Source organism: Mesobacillus subterraneus, assembly GCF_023715485.1.
In the GTDB taxonomy this organism is placed as follows: Bacteria; Bacillota; Bacilli; order Bacillales; family Cytobacillaceae; genus Mesobacillus; species Mesobacillus subterraneus_B.
Window position 1 is genome coordinate 69,955 of record NZ_JAMBOF010000017.1, and the last position, 22,389, is coordinate 92,343.

The 22,389-nt window shown below is 42.0% G+C and carries 25 protein-coding genes; 2 read left to right on the plus strand and 23 right to left on the minus strand.

All coding sequences use genetic code 11. The features are described from left to right. Nucleotides 1–27: 27 nt before the first annotated feature. The 14 genes from hepT to M3204_RS19670 all read right to left on the minus strand — a co-directional run bounded on the left by hepT (nt 28) and on the right by M3204_RS19670 (nt 12,314). Entirely contained in the window at nt 28–990 is a 963-nt protein-coding gene (gene hepT, locus M3204_RS19605; RefSeq protein ID WP_251486527.1) for a heptaprenyl diphosphate synthase component II, read from the minus strand. Nucleotides 991–1,270: 280 nt separating this feature from the next. After that, nucleotides 1,271–1,978: a demethylmenaquinone methyltransferase gene (locus M3204_RS19610; RefSeq protein WP_251486529.1), complete on the minus strand. Its 708-nt coding sequence runs from the start codon at nt 1,976–1,978 to the stop codon at nt 1,271–1,273. 5 nt (nt 1,979–1,983) lie between these two features. Next, entirely contained in the window at nt 1,984–2,820 is an 837-nt protein-coding gene (locus M3204_RS19615) for a heptaprenyl diphosphate synthase component 1 (RefSeq protein WP_251486531.1), read from the minus strand. A 235-nt stretch (nt 2,821–3,055) separates the two neighbouring features. Then, nucleotides 3,056–3,289 (minus strand): trp RNA-binding attenuation protein MtrB, encoded by a 234-nt coding sequence (gene mtrB, locus M3204_RS19620; protein ID WP_251486534.1) that lies wholly within the window; start codon nt 3,287–3,289, stop codon nt 3,056–3,058. Between the two features lie 169 nt (nt 3,290–3,458). Continuing rightward, on the minus strand, nt 3,459–4,025 hold the full coding sequence (gene folE / locus M3204_RS19625; protein ID WP_251486536.1) for a GTP cyclohydrolase I FolE: 567 nt from the start codon (nt 4,023–4,025) through the stop codon (nt 3,459–3,461). A gap of 371 nt (nt 4,026–4,396) precedes the next feature. Further along, entirely contained in the window at nt 4,397–4,669 is a 273-nt protein-coding gene (locus tag M3204_RS19630; protein ID WP_079509561.1) for an HU family DNA-binding protein, read from the minus strand. 455 nt (nt 4,670–5,124) lie between these two features. Further along, entirely contained in the window at nt 5,125–6,603 is a 1,479-nt protein-coding gene (gene spoIVA / locus M3204_RS19635; protein ID WP_251486538.1) for a stage IV sporulation protein A, read from the minus strand. A gap of 243 nt (nt 6,604–6,846) precedes the next feature. Beyond that, nucleotides 6,847–7,554: a hypothetical protein gene (locus M3204_RS19640; protein ID WP_251486540.1), complete on the minus strand. Its 708-nt coding sequence runs from the start codon at nt 7,552–7,554 to the stop codon at nt 6,847–6,849. Nucleotides 7,555–7,582: 28 nt separating this feature from the next. Next, nucleotides 7,583–7,783 (minus strand): DUF2768 domain-containing protein, encoded by a 201-nt coding sequence (locus M3204_RS19645; RefSeq protein WP_251486543.1) that lies wholly within the window; start codon nt 7,781–7,783, stop codon nt 7,583–7,585. A 241-nt stretch (nt 7,784–8,024) separates the two neighbouring features. Continuing rightward, the gene (locus M3204_RS19650) at nt 8,025–9,071 is read right to left on the minus strand and encodes an NAD(P)H-dependent glycerol-3-phosphate dehydrogenase (protein ID WP_251486546.1); all 1,047 of its coding nucleotides are present in this window, start codon (nt 9,069–9,071) and stop codon (nt 8,025–8,027) included. 19 nt (nt 9,072–9,090) lie between these two features. Next, on the minus strand, nt 9,091–10,401 hold the full coding sequence (gene der, locus M3204_RS19655) for a ribosome biogenesis GTPase Der (RefSeq protein ID WP_251486548.1): 1,311 nt from the start codon (nt 10,399–10,401) through the stop codon (nt 9,091–9,093). A 232-nt stretch (nt 10,402–10,633) separates the two neighbouring features. Then, nucleotides 10,634–10,819 (minus strand): capping complex subunit for YIEGIA, encoded by a 186-nt coding sequence (locus M3204_RS19660; protein ID WP_251486550.1) that lies wholly within the window; start codon nt 10,817–10,819, stop codon nt 10,634–10,636. Then, nucleotides 10,816–11,709: a YIEGIA family protein gene (locus tag M3204_RS19665; protein ID WP_251486552.1), complete on the minus strand. Its 894-nt coding sequence runs from the start codon at nt 11,707–11,709 to the stop codon at nt 10,816–10,818. Before M3204_RS19665 ends, M3204_RS19660 begins: the two co-directional genes overlap by 4 nt. Further along, the gene (locus M3204_RS19670) at nt 11,706–12,314 is read right to left on the minus strand and encodes a YphA family membrane protein (RefSeq protein ID WP_251486555.1); all 609 of its coding nucleotides are present in this window, start codon (nt 12,312–12,314) and stop codon (nt 11,706–11,708) included. Before M3204_RS19670 ends, M3204_RS19665 begins: the two co-directional genes overlap by 4 nt. A gap of 242 nt (nt 12,315–12,556) precedes the next feature. Between M3204_RS19670 and M3204_RS19675 the strand changes: the two genes are divergently transcribed. Further along, on the plus strand, nt 12,557–12,700 hold the full coding sequence (locus tag M3204_RS19675) for a YpzI family protein (RefSeq protein WP_251486557.1): 144 nt from the start codon (nt 12,557–12,559) through the stop codon (nt 12,698–12,700). 115 nt (nt 12,701–12,815) lie between these two features. Here the strand turns inward: M3204_RS19675 and fni are convergent, their stop codons facing one another. The 9 genes from fni to prsW form a co-directional block, all read right to left on the minus strand. Further along, nucleotides 12,816–13,865 (minus strand): type 2 isopentenyl-diphosphate Delta-isomerase, encoded by a 1,050-nt coding sequence (fni, locus tag M3204_RS19680; protein WP_251486560.1) that lies wholly within the window; start codon nt 13,863–13,865, stop codon nt 12,816–12,818. A 12-nt stretch (nt 13,866–13,877) separates the two neighbouring features. After that, complete coding sequence (gene rpsA / locus M3204_RS19685; protein ID WP_251486564.1) at nt 13,878–15,017, minus strand: 30S ribosomal protein S1; 1,140 nt, start codon at nt 15,015–15,017, stop codon at nt 13,878–13,880. 158 nt (nt 15,018–15,175) lie between these two features. Further along, nucleotides 15,176–15,757: a lysophospholipid acyltransferase family protein gene (locus M3204_RS19690; protein ID WP_251486567.1), complete on the minus strand. Its 582-nt coding sequence runs from the start codon at nt 15,755–15,757 to the stop codon at nt 15,176–15,178. Nucleotides 15,758–15,759: 2 nt separating this feature from the next. Beyond that, nucleotides 15,760–16,434, minus strand: coding sequence for a (d)CMP kinase (gene cmk / locus M3204_RS19695; protein WP_251486570.1), 675 nt, complete (start codon nt 16,432–16,434; stop codon nt 15,760–15,762). A 129-nt stretch (nt 16,435–16,563) separates the two neighbouring features. Further along, complete coding sequence (locus tag M3204_RS19700; RefSeq protein WP_251486573.1) at nt 16,564–16,746, minus strand: YpfB family protein; 183 nt, start codon at nt 16,744–16,746, stop codon at nt 16,564–16,566. Between the two features lie 65 nt (nt 16,747–16,811). After that, a complete protein-coding gene (locus M3204_RS19705; RefSeq protein ID WP_251486575.1) occupies nt 16,812–17,471 on the minus strand; it encodes a flagellar brake protein in 660 nt (219 codons plus the stop codon). Nucleotides 17,472–17,917: 446 nt separating this feature from the next. Then, entirely contained in the window at nt 17,918–19,267 is a 1,350-nt protein-coding gene (ypeB, locus tag M3204_RS19710) for a germination protein YpeB (RefSeq protein WP_251486593.1), read from the minus strand. A 12-nt stretch (nt 19,268–19,279) separates the two neighbouring features. Then, nucleotides 19,280–20,053: a spore cortex-lytic enzyme gene (sleB, locus tag M3204_RS19715; RefSeq protein WP_435367705.1), complete on the minus strand. Its 774-nt coding sequence runs from the start codon at nt 20,051–20,053 to the stop codon at nt 19,280–19,282. A gap of 112 nt (nt 20,054–20,165) precedes the next feature. After that, complete coding sequence (gene prsW, locus M3204_RS19720; RefSeq protein ID WP_251486596.1) at nt 20,166–20,837, minus strand: glutamic-type intramembrane protease PrsW; 672 nt, start codon at nt 20,835–20,837, stop codon at nt 20,166–20,168. 58 nt (nt 20,838–20,895) lie between these two features. Here prsW and M3204_RS19725 point away from each other — a divergent pair, with 58 nt between their 5' ends. Next, nucleotides 20,896–21,912 (plus strand): asparaginase, encoded by a 1,017-nt coding sequence (locus tag M3204_RS19725; protein ID WP_251486599.1) that lies wholly within the window; start codon nt 20,896–20,898, stop codon nt 21,910–21,912. The last annotated feature ends 477 nt before the right edge of the window (nt 21,913–22,389 follow it).

A 22,389-nucleotide genomic window follows, 5' to 3' on the forward strand; every position in this document is an offset into this window, starting at 1 on the left:
TCATTTTTTAGAAAAATTCGCAACTTGCTAATACTTTCGTTTTCCAATAAATTTGGCAATGTCTCGCAAAGATTTTTTTGCCTTGTTTGCCGGGAGTTCATCGAGAATGGCAAGAGCTTTCTCCAGGTAGCGGTCGCTTATGTCCAGCGATTTTTCTATCGCTCCTGATTCCTGGATCAGTTTGAGGATGTCATCCAGCTCTTTTCTGTCCATGCCTTCATGGACAGACTTAATTCTTCTTCTAATTTCCTCATCCTCCATCGCATACAGGACAGGAAGAGTGATATTCCCCTGCAGCAAATCTCCGCCCGCTGGCTTGCCGAGTTCTTTTTCGGTACCTGTAAAATCAAGGACGTCATCTGTTATTTGGAAGGACATCCCTACATAATAGCCAAACTTGTACAGTTTTCTATGGTCTGTTTCAGGAACTCCCGAAACCACAGCACCCAGCTGGCAGCTGGCAGCAATAAGAAGTGCTGTCTTCCTTTTAATTCTTAGAAAATAATCCCGCAGGTTTTGATCAAAGTTGTATTTATCCTTGATTTGCTCGATTTCTCCGATACTCAATTCGACAATCGTCTCCGATAGAATTTGATGGGCGAGAGGATTGTCGATTTTAGTCATAAGCTCAAGCGCTCTTGCAAATATGTAGTCACCAGTATACATTGCAATCCGATTGTCCCATTTCGCTTTGATAGTCGGCTGGCCCCTGCGGAGTTCAGCATCATCTATTACGTCATCATGTACAAGGGAAGCCATATGTATCAATTCAAGGGAAACGGCGACGTCCTTGATCACATTGATATCATAGGTGCCAAATTTCCCGCCAAGAAGTACAAATACTGGCCGGATCCGTTTGCCTCCTGCCTTTAACAAATGCAAGCTCGCTTGGCGGAGCAGCTGAGACTCTGCTTCGATCGTTTCTTCCAGTTCTTTCTCAATCAGTGTCAAATCTGAATTTAAGTATGTATATAACAGTTTCATTTTCATTAGTATACACCCAGCTTTTGCATCCTGCGCGGGACATTGTGGCGTTCAAGCATACTTTTAAGTCTTACCGCTTCGATGTCCAGACAGGAGGGATTATTTTATGCCCAGGTTTGATTGGCAATCAAGCTTCCACCCAAGCTATCTATTTATGGTTCAGGGACTTTTATTTTTGTTTAATTCCCAGATGAATATAGCTTTCAACTTTCGCGAAGAAATGAGCTTAATTAAAAACAGGCTGACCTTCCTTGCCGAGCGTTTAAGAAAAGGACAGCCATACTCATTATTTTTGTTTGCGGCCAATATGTACAGCAGCCACTCCGCCGCTATACGGTTTATATTCAACGTTTACAAACCCGGCATCCGAGAACATCCTGGCAAGCTCTTTCATGCCGGGGAAATCCTTTGCCGATTCCTGAAGCCATGAATATTCATCATAGCTTTTAGCGAACAGCTTGCCGAACATTGGCATGACAAACCTGAAATAAAAACGGTACAGCTGAGTGAAGCCTGGCATAGTAGGCTGGGAGGTTTCAAGGCATACTGCCATGCCGCCAGGTTTAACAACGCGGTGCATTTCTCGGAGCACCTGATTGTAATCTGGAACATTCCTCAAACCAAAACCGATTGTTACATAATCAAAACTGTTATCTTCAAACGGCAGCTCCATCGCATTCCCATGAACTAGTGACGCCTGATCCAGATTACGGTCTTTTAGTTTTTCTTCGCCGATTTTAAGCATATTTTTGCTGAAATCAAGTCCAATGACACTGCCTTCCTTGCCAACAGACTCTGCTAACGCAATGGTCCAATCAGCTGTTCCGCAGCAGACATCGAGAGCTTTAGCGCCTGTTTGGACATTCATTTTTTTCATCGTGTCATTTCGCCACTTAATATGCTGCTGAAAGCTGATGACAGAATTCATTTGATCATAATTTTCATATATTTTTTCAAAGACTCCATGAACTCTTTCTTCTTTCGATTGCTGCATTCTATTTACCCTTCTTCCGCGAATTTTTTAGACATGGACTGGTGCTGGCCAGCGATCAGCTTTAATCTGTCCATTAGCAGGCTATTCATCCCAGGGAGCTTTTTTAAAGCAGTATCGATCATCGTCATTGAAAATTCAATATAACGAGTGCAAATTGTTAATAGATACTTTTGCTGTTCAGCAGAAAGCTCTGAAGAACTCTGGTCTATTTTCGGAAGCGTAATTTTTTTCATTACATCAAACACGAGCGACCTGCCTGACTGCATGAATTTCTTTTCTTCTGAAATCAACCGTTTCACAAATAGCCAGTTAGCGGCAAGCTCATGCCATTCTGAGGCATTGAAATGCTCAGCGACCTTTCCCAGAAGGGTCGACTCAATCAGCTTCACGCTATCCATCAATTTATCGATTGCTTCCGCTTCTTTTTGATACAAGGAAATTTTATGCTCATTGACCTCTTTTACACCAGCGGCCAATTGCTTGATCATCTCAATATCTTCTGTTTCTGACAGAAGCTTATAATAAAGACCACTGAAATAAATCCCTGCCAGCACTGTTAATTGGCGGCTTTTATGGCTGTCATCTTCTTCACCTGTTTGTGAATTCCGGACATGCTCATGGGTATCAAGGGCAATTTGCAGAAGCATTGTAGTCACAGTATAATTCTTTGCTTGTTCCTGGTTCACTCCATACTGGTCCAATAAGGAGATTAGCAGCAAGAGTCGATCATCATCTATAAAAGGAGATTCTACATGCTCCAGCAAATAAGGATGCGAAAGTTTTTCGAGAAGAAGCTCTCTGATGCCATCTAATTTGTTTTGTAAATCTAGCAAATAAATCACCCTTGTTCCCCTAATTTATATTGGATTGCCGGCGGCGGGCAGAATATTGTCAAGAAATGTAAAACAGACATAAAAAAAGCGCCTAAATAACTAGTTTGCAGTTGTACCGAACATTCCAAGGCAGTGACAATTATATCATATATGATATTATCATGGATGCGATATTATAAATTAAACGCCTTTTACTATAAAACGAGGGGGTTTTTGTAACAAAATAGTTGAATTTAGGAGCCTTCTACTTCTTCTCGCTTTCAATTTCGCCAAAGGGAGTAACAATCCTGGCATGTCCTCTGATTTTGATGGCTGATGTATGCTCGGTAAACTGGGCAATCATAACCTCGCCCTGGTCAAGCTTTTCAGAATGGTGGAATCGGGTATCTGTTCCTCGTGTGAGCCCGATTACGTTAACTCCATCCTCAATTGCCTTTATTATTACGTAATCCATATTAACACTTGGTTTCTTATCCATTATTATCCCCCTTACAGGAAAGAATATGTCCAGTTCCGAAGGACGTGACGTCCTAGTGCTGCTAAGCCTGACAGGAGGTCATAGGATGGCCGGGTGGTGACAGGCCTGGCTCCTCTATATCATCCTGAAGCATTAAAAGGCTAAAAGAATGACAGCCCCGGAAACACTATTACCCTTTGATAAATGACAAGATTTCTGCGCGTGCATTTACATCTTCAGCTAAAGTACCCCGTACTGCTGATGTTACTGTTTTTGAGCCCGGTTTCTTGACCCCTCTCATTGTCATGCACATGTGCTCAGCTTCTACTACGACCATCACACCGTGAGGGTCAAGCTTTTCCATGATGGCATTCGCAATCGTGGATGTAATCCGTTCCTGAAGCTGGGGCCGTTTTGCTACCGCTTCTACAGCTCTTGCAAGCTTGCTAAGACCAGTAACTTTTCCTCCCCTCGGAATGTAAGCAACGTGCGCTTTTCCGAAGAAAGGCACTAAATGATGCTCGCACATAGAATAGAATGGGATATCCTTAACTAATACCAATTCCTCATGGTCCTCGCCAAAAATGGTTTCAAAATACTCTTTAGGATCCTGGTTCAAGCCTGAGAAAACTTCCTCGTACATTTTCGCTACGCGCTTTGGTGTATCGAGCAATCCTTCTCTGTTTGGATCCTCTCCTACTGCTTCTAATATTAAACGTACCGCTTCTTCAATTTGGGCACGATTGACGTTTGACATCTGCGTTTCCTCCTATGTTCCATGAATCTAATTATAATCTGCATATTAAGGCAGCTATTTGATTATAATATTTTCATCTTAGCATAACCGATTCTATGCAAGCAAAACTTTCCCTTTGCTGACATGATCAAAAAGTGAAAGCGGCTTGGGCGGCACTGCAGACATAAATCAGACTGCAAAGAGAATGTCCTCAGCCAGGCAGCTGCCACGCCAACTTATAAACCGAGGACTAGGCGTCAGAGCTGGATTAAGAAAACACATGAAGTTATCTACCATTAAATACTTTTTATAAAATCCCGAAAAATAAAAAAAGGCCGCGAACGGGTCGCGGCCTTTTTTTTGTAAGCATACGCTCAATGCGTCGTATGTAATTATTTCACTGCATCCTTAAGCGCTTTGCCAGGTTTGAAAGCAGGCACCTTGCTAGCAGAAATTTCGATTTCGTCGCCAGTTTGTGGGTTGCGTCCTTTACGGGCAGCGCGCTCACGAACTTCGAAGTTACCAAAACCGATTAACTGTACTTTGTCCCCATCTTTTAATGCATTTAAGATTGAATCAAAAACAGCGTCAACTGCTTTTGTTGCGTCTTTTTTAGAAAGCTCACCAGCTTCTGCAACTGCATTGATAAGTTCTGTTTTGTTCATGCCATTCACCTCCTCCCAAAGATATCCCATTGCTCAGAAATAAAGCATCTTACTACATTTCTAAACAAAACAAATGAATTCTATACGTTGTTGCAGGATTTTATTGACATAGTTTACAAAAAACTATGAAAAAGAATCCAAAATAGCTTGAACCCCTGTAAAATAAGGGTTTGACAGCTACAACGCTAATTCTGTTAAAAGATTATCATAATGTTTTCTTCTTATCAAGATAATTTCAAGAAATAATGGGAATCTTTTCTTCTTTGAAACATATTTGTAATATGTTAACCCTTTCTAATTACCCTTGGAATAGCGATTTAAACTTTTATCTTAGGTTTTTTATGTTTTTTAATGATCCAGTTTATATTTCCTTGAAACATATTAAACTTATAGAAATTAGTGTTTAGCGAAATAGCCTTATTGAAAAACAAAAAAGACTCCCAGAGGAGTCCCAATTATAGTATGATGGCTATTAATCCGCCGGATCCTTCGTTTATGATTCTTTCCAGCGTCTCTTTTAATTTGTAGCGTGCATTTTCTGGCATCAGGCTTAGTTTTGCCGAAATTCCTTCGCGGACGATAGAGCTTAAGCTTCTTCCGAAAATGTCAGAATTCCAGATGGAAAGCGGGTCATCCTCAAAATCCTGCATCAAATACCGGACGAGCTCCTCACTTTGTTTTTCTGTTCCGATGATTGGTGAGAATTCAGACTCCACATCCACTTTAATCATATGGATTGAAGGTGCAACAGCCCTTAGGCGGACTCCGAAACGTGCTCCCTGACGAATGATTTCCGGCTCCTCAAGGCTCATGTCAGACAGTGATGGAGAAGCAATCCCGTACCCTGTCTGCTTAACCATTTTAAGGGCATCTGAAATCTGGTCGAACTCTGCCTTGGCGTAGGCAAATTCCTGCATCAGTTCAAGCAAGTGGTCTTTGCCGCGGATCTCCACTCCAACGATTTCCTTTAGAATTTCATCATACAGGTCATCCGGAGCATACAGATCGATTTCAGCGACACCCTGGCCCATTTCAATGCCTGCAAGGCCTGCACGGTCAATGTACTCAAAATCGCTGAATTGATGGACCACCCTGTCGACATCACGCAGCCTTTTGATATCTTTCACAGTTTCTTTGACTGCTTCCTGGTAGCTTTCACGCAGCCAGTGATTTTCGCGAAGTACCATTACCCAGCTTGGCAGGTTGACGTTCACTTCAAGTACCGGGAATTCGTACAGAGCTTCCCTCATTACGTTAAGAACATCAGATTCTCTCATACTTTCTACACTCATCGCGAGCACCGGGATATCATATTTATCAGCCAATTGTGAACGCAATGTTTCCGTGTTCGGGTGATATGGCTGGGCGCTGTTCACAACCATGATGAACGGCTTGCCGACTTCCTTGAGCTCTTCGATCACTCTTTCTTCTGCCTCGATGTAATCCTGTCTAGGGATTTCACCAATTGTCCCATCTGTCGTAATCACAACTCCAAGTGTAGAATGTTCCTGAATAACCTTCCTTGTTCCAATTTCCGCTGCCTCATGGAAAGGGATCGGTTCTTCATACCAAGGCGTATTGATCATCCTTGGACCGTTTTCGTCCTCATACCCTTTTGCACCTGGAACTGTATACCCGACGCAATCTACGAGCCTGATATTTACATCCAGCCCTTCATCCACATGCACGGATGCCGCCTGGTTAGGCACGAATTTGGGTTCGGTCGTCATAATAGTTTTACCTGCTGCGCTTTGCGGCAATTCATCGAGTGCTCTTGCCCGGTCAGCTTCATTATTAATATTAGGTAAAACCACCAGCTCCATAAATTTTTTGATAAAAGTGGATTTGCCAGTGCGTACTGCACCTACAACCCCCAGGTAAATATCGCCGCCAGTTCTCTCAGCGATATCCTTAAAAATATCTACCTTTTCCAAGTGATCCCCTCCCGATCATAGAGTTAGTGGGAATAATATCATCCAAATTAGTAATCTGGGACAGTATATATTTATGATGTTGTCCTATATCGATATGACAATTTTTTTATTTTTTTACCCCCTTATTTTTTATTCACAAAAAAAAGACTGCTTCAATGCCCTTTTATGAGAACAATTAATTTCTTTTTCAAGACAAAAAAAAACCCTTCTTCTACAATATATTTTGCAGAAGAAGGGTTATGACTATTTCGCTAAAAAGATCGGTTCTTTGTTCTTATCAATAGTGTAAGGCAGTGAGTAAGCAGGCACAAACATAGATTCATTCACTAGTATATGCCGGATATCTTCTCCCTCATTAAGCTCGTGCTTTGAGGACTTGATCGCCTGGTAGAGGTCGCTCCGATAATCAATGAAAATCTCACCATCAGTTGAAATGATGAAATGAAGATTTTGGTTTGTGTATGGACTGACTGCTACCGGCTCTTCTTTATAACCTATCTTTTTAAAATCCAATGTATAAATATTTTCAGAAATTTTTCCCTTGTATGGAGGGTATCCGCTGGCATTTATCCTCATTTTTATTTCCCTGATTGTCTCTGCCATCCTCAAGTCAAGAAGCTTTACAGTGGGATTTGACTCTGCATCAACAAGGACATATTGAAAAAGGCCGCCATTTTCGTAGGCGTTTCCCGGTGTTTCAGAAAGAAATCGAGGAACTATTTTCTTAAAATCTATTGGATACTTTTGATAAATCGGTGTTTCAGCATCCTTTGTTTTAATCGGCAGCAACCCGCCATTTGCTTCCTGGAATTGATTCACCGCAGACTGCACACTGTCTATCTGGTCTTTATAGGGAATCTGATTCTGGACAAGTTTTTCTTCCGGATACATGCAGCCTGTCAATGTAAATAAAATAAGTATGACTGGCAGATAAAAACGGATTTTACTCATTGATCCCAACCCTTTAATCCTATGTATTTTATTCGCTTGTCGGGCCGCTGAATACAACAAAAAAGATAATCAGACCGGCCATGATCATCAGCGCGTAGGCAATGACCGCCGTGACAACTTTAAAGAAACCTTTTAACTTAAAACGGCTTAGATAGATCGCAAACAATGACACAATCATGAAGCCCATGCCTAAAAAAGAAACATACATCTTCAATAATGCGGGTGACAAAATAAACCCCTCCCTTTTCCGAGAAGTATTATAACATAAGCAGCAATCATGCAGGCAAACATAATAAAAAAAACTGAAGTAAAGAAGGGGCGGACAACTTTACTTCAGCCTATGATGACTAAATACCCTGACACCCAGTTCAAACCACCAGTTTGCTTCGATGCATTTTATGCAGGTACGGTGGAAAGCGCATCCTCGAATGCCTATATTGACAGGATTATTCTTTAAAAATATTTATTGATCAATTTTTCCCGCCAAGAATGTCTGCCAAATCTTCCATTTCGTGAGTTTTTTCCCGGGACATTAAACCATCTACTGCATCCTTGGGATTAATTCCAGTGAAGAGGATATTATACAGAGCATTTGTTATAGGCATGTTCACGCCGTATTTTCCAGCAAGCTGGTACGCAGCTTTCGTTGTACGGACCCCTTCTACAACCATTCCCATGTTTTCAAGGACTTCGTCCAGATTCTGGCCCTTGCCGAGCAGATTTCCAGCCCGCCAGTTCCTTGAATGGACGCTCGTACACGTTACAATCAAATCCCCAATCCCTGTCAAGCCAGAGAAGGTCATTGGACTCGCTCCCATTTTGACGCCGAGGCGGGCTATTTCTGCAAGTCCCCTCGTGATCAAGGCAGCCTTTGCGTTATCGCCATAACCTAGTCCGTCCGATATACCGGCAGCTAAGGCGATGATATTCTTCAGTGCACCGCCAATTTCAACCCCGATTAAATCAGGATTTGTATATACTCTGAAATTATTGTTGATAAACAGGTCCTGGATTTTCTCAGCCGCCCCCATATCTTTCGATGACACCGTAACAGTTGTTGGATGACGCAAACTGACCTCTTCAGCATGGCTTGGACCAGAAAGAACGATTACGCTCTCGAGTAAATCTGCTGGCATTTCTTCTTCAATCATTTCAGAAATACGCAGCAACGAGTCCGGCTCAATGCCTTTACTTACATGAACAATCTGCATGGCCTCAGATTTAACCTCTGTCATTTTTCTGATCACTTCTCTGATGGCTTTAGTTGGAACAGCCATAATCACTGTTTTGATACCGCTTAATGCCTCTTGCAATGAAGAATATCCGTTGATGGTTGCAGGCAAATCAATTTCGGGAAGATATTTCCGGTTGGTATGCTGCTGGTTGATTTCGTCAATTTGAACAGGATTATGTCCCCATAGGCGAACTTCATGTCCATTGTCAGCGAGTACCATTGCCAGCGCTGTTCCCCAGCTCCCAGCACCGAGAACGGCTACTTTCTCTCTCTTCCTATCCATTTAAACCACAACCTTTATATTATTTTCTTTCCCTTGCAAAAATCTTAATTGGAGTTCCTGTGAAATCGAAAGCGTCCCTGATCCTGTTTTCCAGGAAACGCTGATATGAAAAGTGCAATAATTCAGGCTCATTGACAAAAATAACAAATGTCGGCGGTTTTGTTGATACTTGCGTTGCATAGTAAATCTTGAGCCTCTTCCCTTTATCTGTCGGCGTTGGATTCATGGCAACAGCATCCATGATTACTTCATTCAGGATATTCGTCTGCACCCTCATCGCATGGTTTTCACTTGCCAGATCGATAATAGGCATCAATGTATGGATACGCTTCTTCGTTTTAGCAGATAAGAAAACAATCGGTGCATAGCTTAAGAATAGGAAATGAGCACGAATCTTTTCCTCAAATTCCTTCATTGTTTTTTCATCTTTTTCAATTGCATCCCATTTATTGACGACAATGATGACAGCCCGTCCGGCTTCTTCAGCATAGCCGGCAATATGCTTATCCTGCTCGATGATGCCTTCTTCCGCATTGATGACAATTAGAACAACATCTGAGCGTTCAATTGCTCTTAACGCCCTTAAAACACTGTATTTTTCGGTTGTTTCATATACCTTGCCCTTTTTTCGCATTCCAGCCGTATCAATAATGGTATATTTTTGCCCATTATATGTTACCTTCGAGTCAATAGCATCCCTTGTCGTACCAGCAATGTCACTCACAATTACGCGCTCCTCACCAAGGATCGCATTGACAAGCGAGGATTTGCCAACGTTTGGTCTGCCGATCAAAGAAAATTTAATCGCATCTTTGTCATAATCATCTTCCTTGGACTTTGGAAAATGCTTAGCTGCTTCATCGAGCAGGTCTCCCAGTCCAAGTCCGTGCGAACCGGAGATTGGCATTGGTTCACCGAATCCAAGAGCATAAAAATCGTAAATCATGTCTCTCATATCCGGATTGTCAATCTTATTAACGGCAAGGACGACTGGTTTGTTAGAGCGATAAAGAATCTTAGCCACTTCTTCATCAGCCGAAGTTACCCCTTCTCTGCCGTTGACAAGGAAAATGATTACATCCGCCTCATCGATCGCAATTTCAGCCTGCTGGCGGATTTGATCAAGAAACGGCTCGTCCCCTAAATCAATTCCTCCGGTATCAATAATATTAAATTCATGTGTCAGCCATTCAGCTGAACTGTATATACGATCCCTCGTTACTCCAGGAATATCTTCAACGATCGAAATACGTTCACCAACGATTCGATTAAAAATCGTAGACTTGCCGACATTCGGACGCCCAACGATAGCTATCACTGGTTTCGTCATGAACATCACCCTTTCAAATTCTATTAATGCAGGTCACGGACCTGGCCATAACAATTTCAAACTTCCCACGTTTTCATCATCATTCATTAAAGGCGTATCCATGGAAGCTGATTTTATATAAGCCGCCAACAGGATAGAGCCTTATAAAATAAACCCTTCTAGATATACAGAAGGGTCTGGCTTAATCAGTTTATCAAAAGATGCCGTAATCAGGCAACGAAAACATTTCTTGTCAATGTTTCACAATTATAAAAAGCTCCTCTGTCAGCGCATGGGCAATACCGTCTAGAATTGCTTCGAGGTTAGCAGCAACTGTCTCCATCTCTTCCTTAGAATCACAGTGAAAAACAGCAGTTCCTGAGGGGACTTTTTTTGGGTTAGTGGTGATCGCTGCAAGTATAAATTTCTCGAGCATCATTTACCCATACCCCCTTCATTGCTTTTCTTCTCGGATGGCATCCTGATTGCATTTTCCAGAGTCGGTACGTCACCTATCACATTTATAGCCCGCTCAATCTCTCTCTCCTGCGGCAGCACGAAAACTCCAACTCTTCCATCATCAAGATCCCTTTTTGCCAACGGCACTAGCGCAGGGGTTCCCGAATCGCGATAAACACCAAGCGCAGTTGATAAATCATGGAGCACTGCCTGTCTTTGGCCAAGGTTAGCAATCGTGGAACGAGCATTCATATTTTTCGGTTTTAAAATAAATCCCATGCCATAGCGAAGTACTTCTTTTTGCCTTTCCGGCAGACCAATGTTCATGATATAGATATTGTCGACATAAAGTCCGGCACCCTCGAATCTAGGCTCAATATATTCTATTTCCACAATATCTTTCAACTTGCCGCCTGACATCAATTTTTTCGAAATGAGCATTGCCACTATTGCTGCGATAATTCCTGCCCATATATTGAAGATGAGATAGGAAAGAGTGCTGACAAGAGACGTAAATATAACAAGATAATTTCGGCTTTCAAAGGCGATGGCGATCCCCTCGATATAGGTTTTGCCCCTGGATACAAGTTCATAGCCGTCTAGTTCAGTAAGGGTATTCCTCTCCATGTTTCTGACTTCCCTGAATTGTGATGCTGCAAGAGTCAAAAAGGTGATAGCGGTGAACTCTTCTTCCATAATTGCTGGCCCCGCCACCGTACCTAGCCCGGCAGCAATGAAACCAAGAGCCACATGGATAATTTTCCCGTGCAAATATGTAGGGTATTGGCGATAGTCTGTTCTGAGCATAAATAGCCTTGCAATCGTTCCTGTTGCAATCCCGAAAACGATGGGCAGTGTGTATTCGTTCATGTAGTCTTTTGCTCCTCCCCCTCCACCTGGTTAGTTGTGCTGCCAGACAAAGTAACTAATATCGTTTCGACTGCTGACCATGTGCCCAGCATAGCCAACGATAAAATCAATATGTCCATAAAGGCCAGTGATGAAATTGCATAAGGAAAATTGAATTTCCACAAGATTACGGAAAACAACACTTCCCCCTGCAAAAAGCCAGCAAGCAAGGACAGTATACGGCTATGCCTGTTCTTATGAAGTAATAGAGCCAAATAAAATCCAATCGCTGCAAGCATGATGCTCCGATCGAAGAGCACCCAGATCGGGTCATATAATTCGAACATCAAAAAGCTTGTATAAGCCAGCATGATGATGAATGATGACAAGAAAAAATATAAGGATCCTGTTTTCTTGCTCCATGTCTCCAAGAATACAAACAAAGCGATTGCCAAAGCTGAGAGATGAAACTCAAAATACAGCAGGCTCAGTTTTATAGGAGCAGCCAGGATGGCTGCCAACAGCCAGACTGCAATTTTTATTCTTTCCGGTTTTTTCTTATCCATAAAAAACGTAACCCAAATCCACGCAATCCACGCTAGCCAATAAAAATACAGACCTTCCATTCTTCCCCTCCTATCATTTCCATTATGGCAATCGCTTATGTAATTTAATCTTTTTTGCATAAACTTTTTATACTGTTCCATGTTAAGAAAAGCGGATGCGCCTTTCAGAAAGAAGGGGCTGTAAAAATCAAAGAGGTCTCCCGTGATTAGGCAGGCAAAAAGGCATGACCTTATCTGCTGAAGGTTAAACGGATGGCGCTGACGCTCATTTTCTCTGCTTAGGCACATCAGGAGGTGTGAATATGGGAAGGGACAGACAGGAAAAAAAGTTAAAAGAAAGCAGACGCGTTGAATCAGATCGTGACCAGGCATTGCACTACCCTGGAGCGACGAAAATGCAAAGTCCTGAAGAAGCACGCTCACTGAACGATGGCAAGTACAGCTAATTATCTTATCAAGCAGAAAACCCCTGCATAATGATATGCAGGGGTCTCCTGTTAGCCGGCTTCACAAATTGGTTCAGCCAATTATTATTATTGATCAAACCCTCTAAAGGCGACTCTATCGCCGGGCAAAAGCCTTCGTATCAATCCCTCTTTGATTTAGCCAATGGTATGTATCCCCGCTTATAACAAGAGGAACAGTGCGAAGTTTTTCGATTTCATGAACTCCGAGGGCAGCCATTAAAATTGATATTTCTTTTTTTATGTCCTGAATTTCTTTAATCACACTTTCGGTACCGTGCTCCAGCAAGGTTTTCAATAAGTAACCGGCCATAGCAGCCGCATCAGCACCTAAAGAAAGTGCTTTTACTATATCCAAACTGGTTTGAATTCCTCCGGACGCAATCACTGATAGTGCCGGACCAACTGACTTAGCTTCAATTAATGAGGCAGCAGTCGGTATTCCCCAGTTCTCAAAAAAAGGCAGCAGTCGTTCTCTTCGTTTGTTTTCAATTGCCGCAAAGTTCGTACCCCCAAAACCGCCAATATCAATATGGCCAATTCCAGCTGATGAGAGTGCGAATATGGCTTCTGCACTCATTCCAAAACCAACCTCTTTCACAATTACCGGAATGTCCAGCTTTTGTTCGATTTCCAGAATGCGCGAAATTGCACCTTGAAAATCCCTGTCACCTTCAGGCATCGTCAATTCCTGAATGACATTCAAATGAATCTGCAGACCGTTGGCTTGAATCATATTTACTGCTGCTTCAGCTTGTTCGACCGTTGATTCACTACCCAGATTGGCAAGAATGATTCCATCCGGATGCATTTGTCTGACTACTTCATATGTTCTTCGCTCTGAGGGGTCTTTCAAGGCGGACATCTGTGATCCTACTGCAATCGCTGCACCTGTTTCCCTTGCAGCAACTGCCAATTCACGGTTAATTCGATACGTTCTTTCACCGCCGCCGCCCGTCATTGCATTTATAAAAATTGGCGAACTTAAAGAAAGTTCGCCAATTTGAGTCTGCAATTTTACTGAATCAAGATTTGTGCCAGGCAAGCTTTGGTGTACAAATTTGATATCGTCAAAACCGGTTAGCCTTTTCTGGCCAGTTTCAAGGGCATATTGAATATGGTCCCATTTCCGTTTCGATCTCGACACAATATATCACCATTACTGTTTTAGATTCTTTAGCTTGTCTCCGATCATATCACCTAAACTGAATCCTTTCGATTCCTCAGGAAGTTCGTAATCGAAAGCTTCGTTGCTCTCTCTTTCCTCGAACTCCTTCATGCTAAGTGATAATCTTTGGTCAGCCTTATTAACATCAAGCACCTTTACCTTCACAGTCTGCCCTTCATTCAGGACTTCATGCGGAGTACCGATATGTTTATGAGAAATCTGTGAAATGTGGACAAGGCCTTCCACTCCAGGGAAAACTTCAACGAATGCTCCATAAGATACAAGGCGCTTTACAGTACCTTCAAGCGTGCTTCCCTTTGGTGCCTTTTCATCAATGTCAGCCCATGGTCCTGGCAAAGTTTCTTTAATTGATAGTGAAATGCGTTCATTGTCACGATCAACACTCAATACCTTAACTTGTACTTTCTGGCCTTCCTCGACTACGTCTGATGGCTTTTCGACATGCTCGTGGGAAAGCTGTGAAATATGGACAAGACCATCAACGCCCCCGATGTCGACAAACGCACCAAAATCCGTAATTCTTTGGACTGTGCCTTCAATTACCTGACCAGGCTGGATTGCTGCAAGAAGATCCTGTTTCTTCTTCCCTTGCTCCTGTTCCACAACAACGCGATGGGAAAGAATCAAGCGATTCTTCTCTTGCTCAAGCTCAACAATTTTAAAGCTGAGGCTTTTGCCTTTGTAGTCTGAAAAATCTTCGACAAAATGGGATTCCACAAGTGATGCAGGTACAAATCCGCGTACGCCTAAATCAACTACAAGGCCGCCTTTTACCACATCTTTCACTTCTGCTTCGAAAACTTCTCCGCTTTCGAATTTCACTTTAAGCTCTTCCCATGCTTTTTCAGCATCTACTTTTCTTTTTGAAAGAATTAAAGCCTCTTCTTCAACCTTCTGGACTTCGAGTTCCAATTCGTCTCCGACTGAAACTGCATCTTCAGCCTTTTCTACATGAAGGCTGGATAATTCGCTGATTGGAATGATTCCATCAAGCTTGCTGCCCTCGATATCAACAAGGACTTGCTTCTCTTCTACCTTGGTTACCTGGCCTTTGACACGGTCACCGGCCTGAAAGCTTCTTACCTCGATTTGGTTCATATCTTCTGACATATGTACTCCTCCTTAATCCATGACTGCTGCAAAATTATATGCTTTGTGGCGAAAGCGCCACTATAAAAACAACATAATTTAACTACTAAGTGAAAATTCTAAAAATATCTCTTCTTAATAACTTCTTACAAACAGGCATTTTTGTCAAGCAAGAAACATTACTTATACTCGGTGATCAGCTTTTGGATTTCACTCATGATCAAATCGGTTGCCTGCTCAGCATTCAGTTTATTTTCCTTCACGGAAACCATATCAATCGGCTTTCCGTAAACGACTTTCAACTTTTTGAATGCTCTGTAAGGTCCGATGATTGCGCAAGGAACGATATGGGCATCTGCCCTAAGGGCAAAGAAACCCGCTCCGGCAAGACCCTTACCCATTTCACCTGTCTTGCTTCTTGTTCCCTCTGGAAACAACCCTAAAACCTTTCCATCCTTTAAAATTGCAAGTCCTTTTCTTAAAGCCTCTCTATCACTCATTCCCCTTTTTACAGGGAACGCATTCAGATGGGGGACAATTTTCCCAAGTAACGGAACCGAAAAAAGCTCGTCCTTTGCCATGAAGTGAACAGGACGAGGGGCAGTAATCCCCACTACAGGAGGATCCAGATTGTCGATATGGTTCGCACAAAGAAGGACGCCTCCTTCAGCAGGAATGTTCTCCCTGCCTATTACTTCAATTCGATAAACTGGTTTTAAAATAGCAGCTACAACAGATCTTACAAACGAATAAACCGTCAATTTCACCCGATCCTTTCAAGCGCCAAGTCCATAATTTTTTCTACCACGTCTGCGATAGACAGAGAAGTGGTATCTATCTCCACCGCATCCTCAGCCTTCTTAAGCGGAGCGACTTCGCGTTCAGAATCAATCTTATCCCGAGCGGCAATTTCTTGCTCAAGTTTTTCCAGATCGGACGGGAATCCCTTCTGGATATTTTCTGCATGTCTCCGCTGCGCTCTCTCTTCCACACTCGCAAGCAGGAAAACCTTTACTTCGGCATGTGGCAGCACATGGGTTCCGATGTCTCTTCCATCCATGACGACTCCGCCTTCCGTAGCGAATAGCTGCTGGCGCTTCACCATTTCTTTTCTCACTTGTTCATGTACTGAAGCAAATGATACTTGGTTTGTGACCTCGGAAGTCCTGATTTCGTTCGTAACCTCAACACCATCAATCAACACCTTTTGACCAGCTTCTCCCGGCAAAAGTTCAATGGTCGTTCCGTTCAACAGGCTGATCAATTCAGCTTCATCATCCAGGGCTACACCTTCTTTTAAAGCCTTGAATGTAAGCGCACGGTACATTGCACCTGTATCGATGTATACATAAGTTAGTTTTTCGGCTACAATTTTTGCAACCGTACTTTTCCCCGCTGCTGCAGGTCCGTCTATGGCGATTGAAATTCGTTTATTCATATTTCCTCCTGGTACACTCCTTGTTGTTCCTTTATATTCTCTTATATTTTAACACAAAATTTATTTAATCCTCTTCATTCATCTCTTTTTTTCGCCAACATCCACAAAAAAAAGCAGGAAAAGCACCTGCTACTTTTTGCTCATTATCGACTTCAGCACTTCTGAATGATTATTATCTGTAACACCTTCATATTGAGTAATCTGTTTAAGCTCCGGAAATGCATTTAATTCATGGAAAAACAATTGTGCGATAATCAAAAAAACAAATTGAATGATAGCTATTTTGATTAAGATTCTTTCAAATGTTTTCATATCTATTGCTCCCGTAAAATACTTTTCTTCTAGTATTGGAGCAAAGATCAGCATTTATTCCATCTCTAGACTGGAAGGCCTTTTTTCTTCATCGCCAGCTGCCTTTCAAAGCAAAACCTCAGCAGCACCTGCCTGTCAATACCAGAAGTCTCATAGAATTGCACAGAAGCTTTGTTCATATGACCCTGTCCTTCAATGATTCTCCCAACTTTCCCCTGGAACTTCCGGTATTCGTACTCACCATTTTGCATCGGAAGGGCAAACCAGCACTCTATATCAAAACCGGGCTTTAAATTGCTGTTCTTATCTGTTAACAGGGCTGCCCCTCCTGCACTTATATCATCTGTTATGGTCGTAAAAGGAGCGAACTCACCCCTGGCTGAGTGTACCGCAACATCAACCGATGTTTCTACGCGTACATATTGTCTTCGTTGGATTTTAATAAGATGTTCTTTCCCAGGATATGAAAGGATAACCATAGGGATATTCAGCTTCACTCGGCCTTTGACCTCAGTGTCAAAATAGTAATGCGAACCTGACTCTGTCACAAAGTTCGCTTTCAAAGGAGTTCCTTCCAGGAGAAAGACTGTCCTGTCAGTACTTATATTAATAGGATAATCAATGTATAGATCATTTCCTTTCCGTTCTACCAGCTTACATTTATATTGCTCGGAATTTTCCGAGTATTTATTTTCCAGAATTATATTATCGCCGATCTTTATCATAGCCAGCTCACTTCCTCACCTGTTTTATCAAAGGGTTTTCTTATATTTGATTTTAAACACCCTTGCTGCCTCTAGTCACTTTACGTGCTAGAAATTTTGAATTTCAAAAAAAGCCTTTAAAAACATAATATGTATCCATTATGACACGTAAGGAATATATGGTGCAATAGTCCTTTAATGGATAAATTTCACTATCCGTTATTAAAAAATGGTTTATGTAAAAATATGTAAATGATAGTCGTTTTCCGCTCCGTCACTCGCTTTCTGCGAGAAGATTTATGAAAAGGCCCAGCCAAATGAAAAAAGGAAAAGCACCAGGCTTTTCCTTAAGACTGTTTTCACATGGATTGTTTTTTTTCGAATAACCTATATCCAGTACTTGTCTTTAAACTGAATGAAACTGACCATGATCGCTAAAAAAACTCAAAGTTTACGACGAAGTCTGCTTAAACGATGTCTTCATATATCGGTTCAGCATTTTGCAGCTTTTCTACCTTTTCTTCTGTACCGTCTTCAGCATTTATATAGATCCTGAAGGTGTCATTGCCTAGAACTCCCATGAATTCATAACACAATACCTCTTCATTCAAATCATTTAAAATAATCGCCGTTGTCTGATCCATAACTTTTAAATTTGGATTTATTTTCGTTTTTGCATCCTCAATCGTAATTCCTGCCTTAGGTATTTCCCTGGCTTTATGTGACTTTAAATAGTCCTCGGCAGAAAAGCCAATAATCTCTCCGTTGTCGAGTGCCACTTTCATTTTGATGGCATCAGGATAAATTCTTACTCCGTCCTGATTTCCTACAAATGTAAAAACTCCTATATTATCATACTGTGCACTTTCAAAAAGATCCAGATTCTCAAAATTATTGTCTTTCAAAAATGCGATCGCTTTATTTGATGCGTCATTAAGACTAATGGCTTGTTTTTTCACATCTCTGTCGAGCAAGAACCAAATTGGATACCCGCCTTTCTTTGTTATATCCATATTTGCTTCTAGTTTAGTCTTTGGATCCTGTATCGATACACTGTAAAATCCATAATGTGATCCTTTGCCACTTTCAGTAACCTTTACGTTTCGAGCATTCTTAAGAGGTGCGTATTTTCTGGTAATCTTGACTGCTTCATCCTTGGAAATTTTCCTGCCTGAAAGCTTTTTAAAGTTTTCATCTCGCTTTTGCAGGTTTATTTGCGCAGGGCCGAAATCAGTTTCCGAATATCCTTCTACGGTCTTTTCAACCGTTTTGAAACCATCTATTATCGTATTGTCAGTTTTGCCCTTCTCTGTTGCTAATGCGAGCTCAACATCCATCCATCGTAAATTATTTGCCAAAACCATATGCTGGACTTGCCTTAAATCCTGCTGAATTTCACCAGATTGTTCATATAATGTCTTCAGCGTAGCGTATTCCTTTTCTGTCAAGGGTTCTTTGTCGAGGTCGCGCACAGCTGTTTTATAACTAAAATTTCCGATATTCGCCAAAAACTCTTCGGTTTTATTAAAAGGCAAAAGAGTTAAAGGAAGCTGACCGACATCACCATGCGCTTGAGATGTGATTTTCCACACCTCTGCAAGTTGTGGTGATAATGAACTCCTTGAGTTCATCGCGAGCGTTGTGCCGATTTTATCATTCAACAAATCCATTTGGTATGTCAGATCATGAAAAGCTCTCTGGTAATTGTTTTCGGCATTTATTAATACCGCTGTCTTTTCCCGATGCTCCTGGTAACCCCAGAAGGCAGTTCCGGCTATACCCACAATAAGGACTGCTATGGCTATTCCTCTTAGCAATTCAACTCACCTCTATTTACAAAAAATATGTTTACCGATCTTCTTTATTTGCGGCCTTCCCCAAATCCATGCACTTGTTGCCGTATCGGGATTGAAATAGTATAAAGCATTGCCAGTAGGATCCCAGCCATTAATGGCATCCAGAACAGCCTTTTTTGCGTTTTCATTAGGAGTTAGCCAAATCTGCCCATCCGCCACAGCGGTAAACGCCCTAGGTTCAAAGATTACACCTGAAATGGTGTTTGGGAATGTAGCACTGTCCAAACGGTTTAATATGACCGCAGCAACCGCTACCTGCCCTGTATATGGCTCTCCTCTTGCCTCTCCGTACACTGCATTAGCCATAAGCTGGATATCATTCTGAGAAAATCCATTCGGCGTATTTGTGGCCGCAGCTGGTTTCGCAGGCGCTGACTGGTTTTGTGTGCCGCCCGTTTGCTTGTTTGTTTCACCACCCCAGGCAATCTTGGCGTTCGGTGTGGCTTTTGCCAATTTCAGTTTGGTCTGCCACCCTGCAACACCATCAACCTTCAATCCAAATTCATACTGGAAGTTCCGGAGTGCCCAATAGGTACCCCAGCCAAAAACACCATCAATTTTGCCACTATAGAACCCTATATGCTTAAGACGTGACTGAAGTTCGACTACATCTTCCCCGACTGTTCCTTGCTGTAGTACCTGGCTAGTAAAAGCCTCCGCTCTTTGATCAACTTCACTTAAATGAACAATAGACAAAATCAATGCCAAAGCGGTCATCAATTTTAAGATGGACCGATAATTCTTCATTCCATGCAACCCCCAAGATGTGAACTTAAAAGATTAATCCTATTTTTTGTAAAGAGATAACTTTTATTCCACAAAACAAAAAAACTCTCCATTTTTTATAAATGAAGAGTTTTTATATAGGGTATTGCTTCTCCACATGCTGCAACGTCAGCACCCTTGCTTTTTTAACTTTCTTAAGGCCCAGCCACCACAAGAAAACCATGAAAGGCACCATCAGGACCAGCCAGTCTTCCCTCGTCATCAGGATGAAGTCGTAAACTCCATGGAGAAGTACAGGGACCAGTAATGACAACATGATCCATTTTTTAATAGAACCAGCTGAAAACTTGGCTTTACCAATGTAATAACCCATGATTACCCCGAACAATGCGTGACTCGATACGGGCAAAAGCGCCCTGCCGATCGCATCCTGCAGGCCATTGGCTACCAGATAAAAAATATTTTCCGCTGATGCAAAACCAAGTGACACGGACGCGCCATAAATGATTCCATCATATGGTTCATCAAAAGAAATATGCTGAAAGATTGTATAATAAAGGATGAACCACTTGAAAAACTCTTCCATGAGTCCAACAGTCCCGAATGCTTTTATATAATCGCCCTGGAAGATGCCTTCGGCTGCAAGCACATACTGAATGAACATAAGCGGAAACACGAGCAGAGCTCCAAAAATGAACGTCTTGAATACCAAAGATAGCGGCTCAGAATCGTATTGATCCTTTAAATAAAAGTAACTTAACAGTGCCAGACCCGGAGCGACTCCGGCAGTAACTATTCCCAGCATGCGCTGTCCTCTTTTCAATTTGTTTTTTTAATCGTATCATGATATTAGAAGAAAGAAAATGGATTATTATTCTTTCTCGATCGGGTATTCGGAGGTAGTAATCTTGAAAAAAAATATTTTATTGATCCATACTGGCGGAACGATTTCCATGAGCGAAGATACCAGCGGCTCTGTCAAGCCTGGCACGAACAATCCTTTGACGGAAGGGACGGACCTGCTTGCCAGCCTCGCCAACCTGATGGTTGAAGAACCTTTCAACCTTCCTTCGCCCCATATTACGACGCAAGAAATGATGAAATTAAAAAACATCATCGAGGAATACACTCAGCATGGCAATATCGATGGAGCAGTCATCACTCATGGGACGGATACCCTGGAAGAAACGGCGTATTTTTTGGATTTGACTGTGCAGGCAAACTTTCCGATCGTTGTGACCGGAGCAATGCGATCCAGCAATGAAATCGGTTCTGACGGACTCTATAACTTAATTTCATCAATCAGGGTTGCTTCGAGCCAAGAAGCAAGAGGACAAGGTGTTCTTGTCGTCCTTAATGATGAAATTCATACGGCAGTGAATGTCACAAAAACCCACACGAGCAATATCTCAACCTTCCAAAGCCCGCAATATGGACCAATTGGCATTGTTACGAAAAGGGGTGTACTTTTCCACCACACTCCTACGAAACATGAAAACTACTTTGTTGAGGACATCAGCAAAAAAGTCGCCCTGATAAAAGCGCACGCAGGAATGGACTCATCTCTACTCAAGGCGATTCTAAGCTTAAAAGTGGATGGAGTAGTGATTGAAGCACTTGGACAAGGCAATCTTCCACCTGCCGCACTTGAGGGTGTGAAAGAATTCATCCAGAACAATATTCCAGTCGTCATTGTTTCCAGAAGCTTTGCCGGCATTGTCCAGGATGTATACGGGTATGAAGGCGGAGGAAAGCACCTGAAGGAATTGGGCGTCATTTTCTCAAACGGTCTCAACGGCCAGAAAGCAAGAATCAAGCTGCTTGTCGCCCTTGCCAAGACTGACAATATGGATGAAATCAAAGAGATGTTCATGTTTTAGAAGTGAATAATTCGTGATAATATTTGACAAAGCGGTGTCCTGAATGCAATCAGACACCGCTTTTCTTCTATTCCAACTTATTATGAAACTCAGAATAAATGTCGCCTTTGAACAGATTGGAGAGCGGAAAATATGTTTTATGGAAAAACATGGAGCCAATGATGCCGATTGGTGACCTAAAAATCCGGGTTCGGGTAAAACAGGGAACCAATAATGTGGATTGGTGACCTAAAAACTCAGTTTCGGGAAAAACAGGGCACCAATTGCGTGGATTGGTGACCTAAAAATCCGGGTTCGGGAAAAACAGGACACTAATAGCGTCGATTGGTGACCTGAAAATCCGGGTTCGGGGATTAAGCCCATATAATTGTGTAAAAAGAAAATGAGTCAAATTAATTCCTTTAGTCAACAATGTTATCAGCGACGAAAACAATGTGGAGGAATTAATTATGACTCAATTACAGTTTAACCTAAATC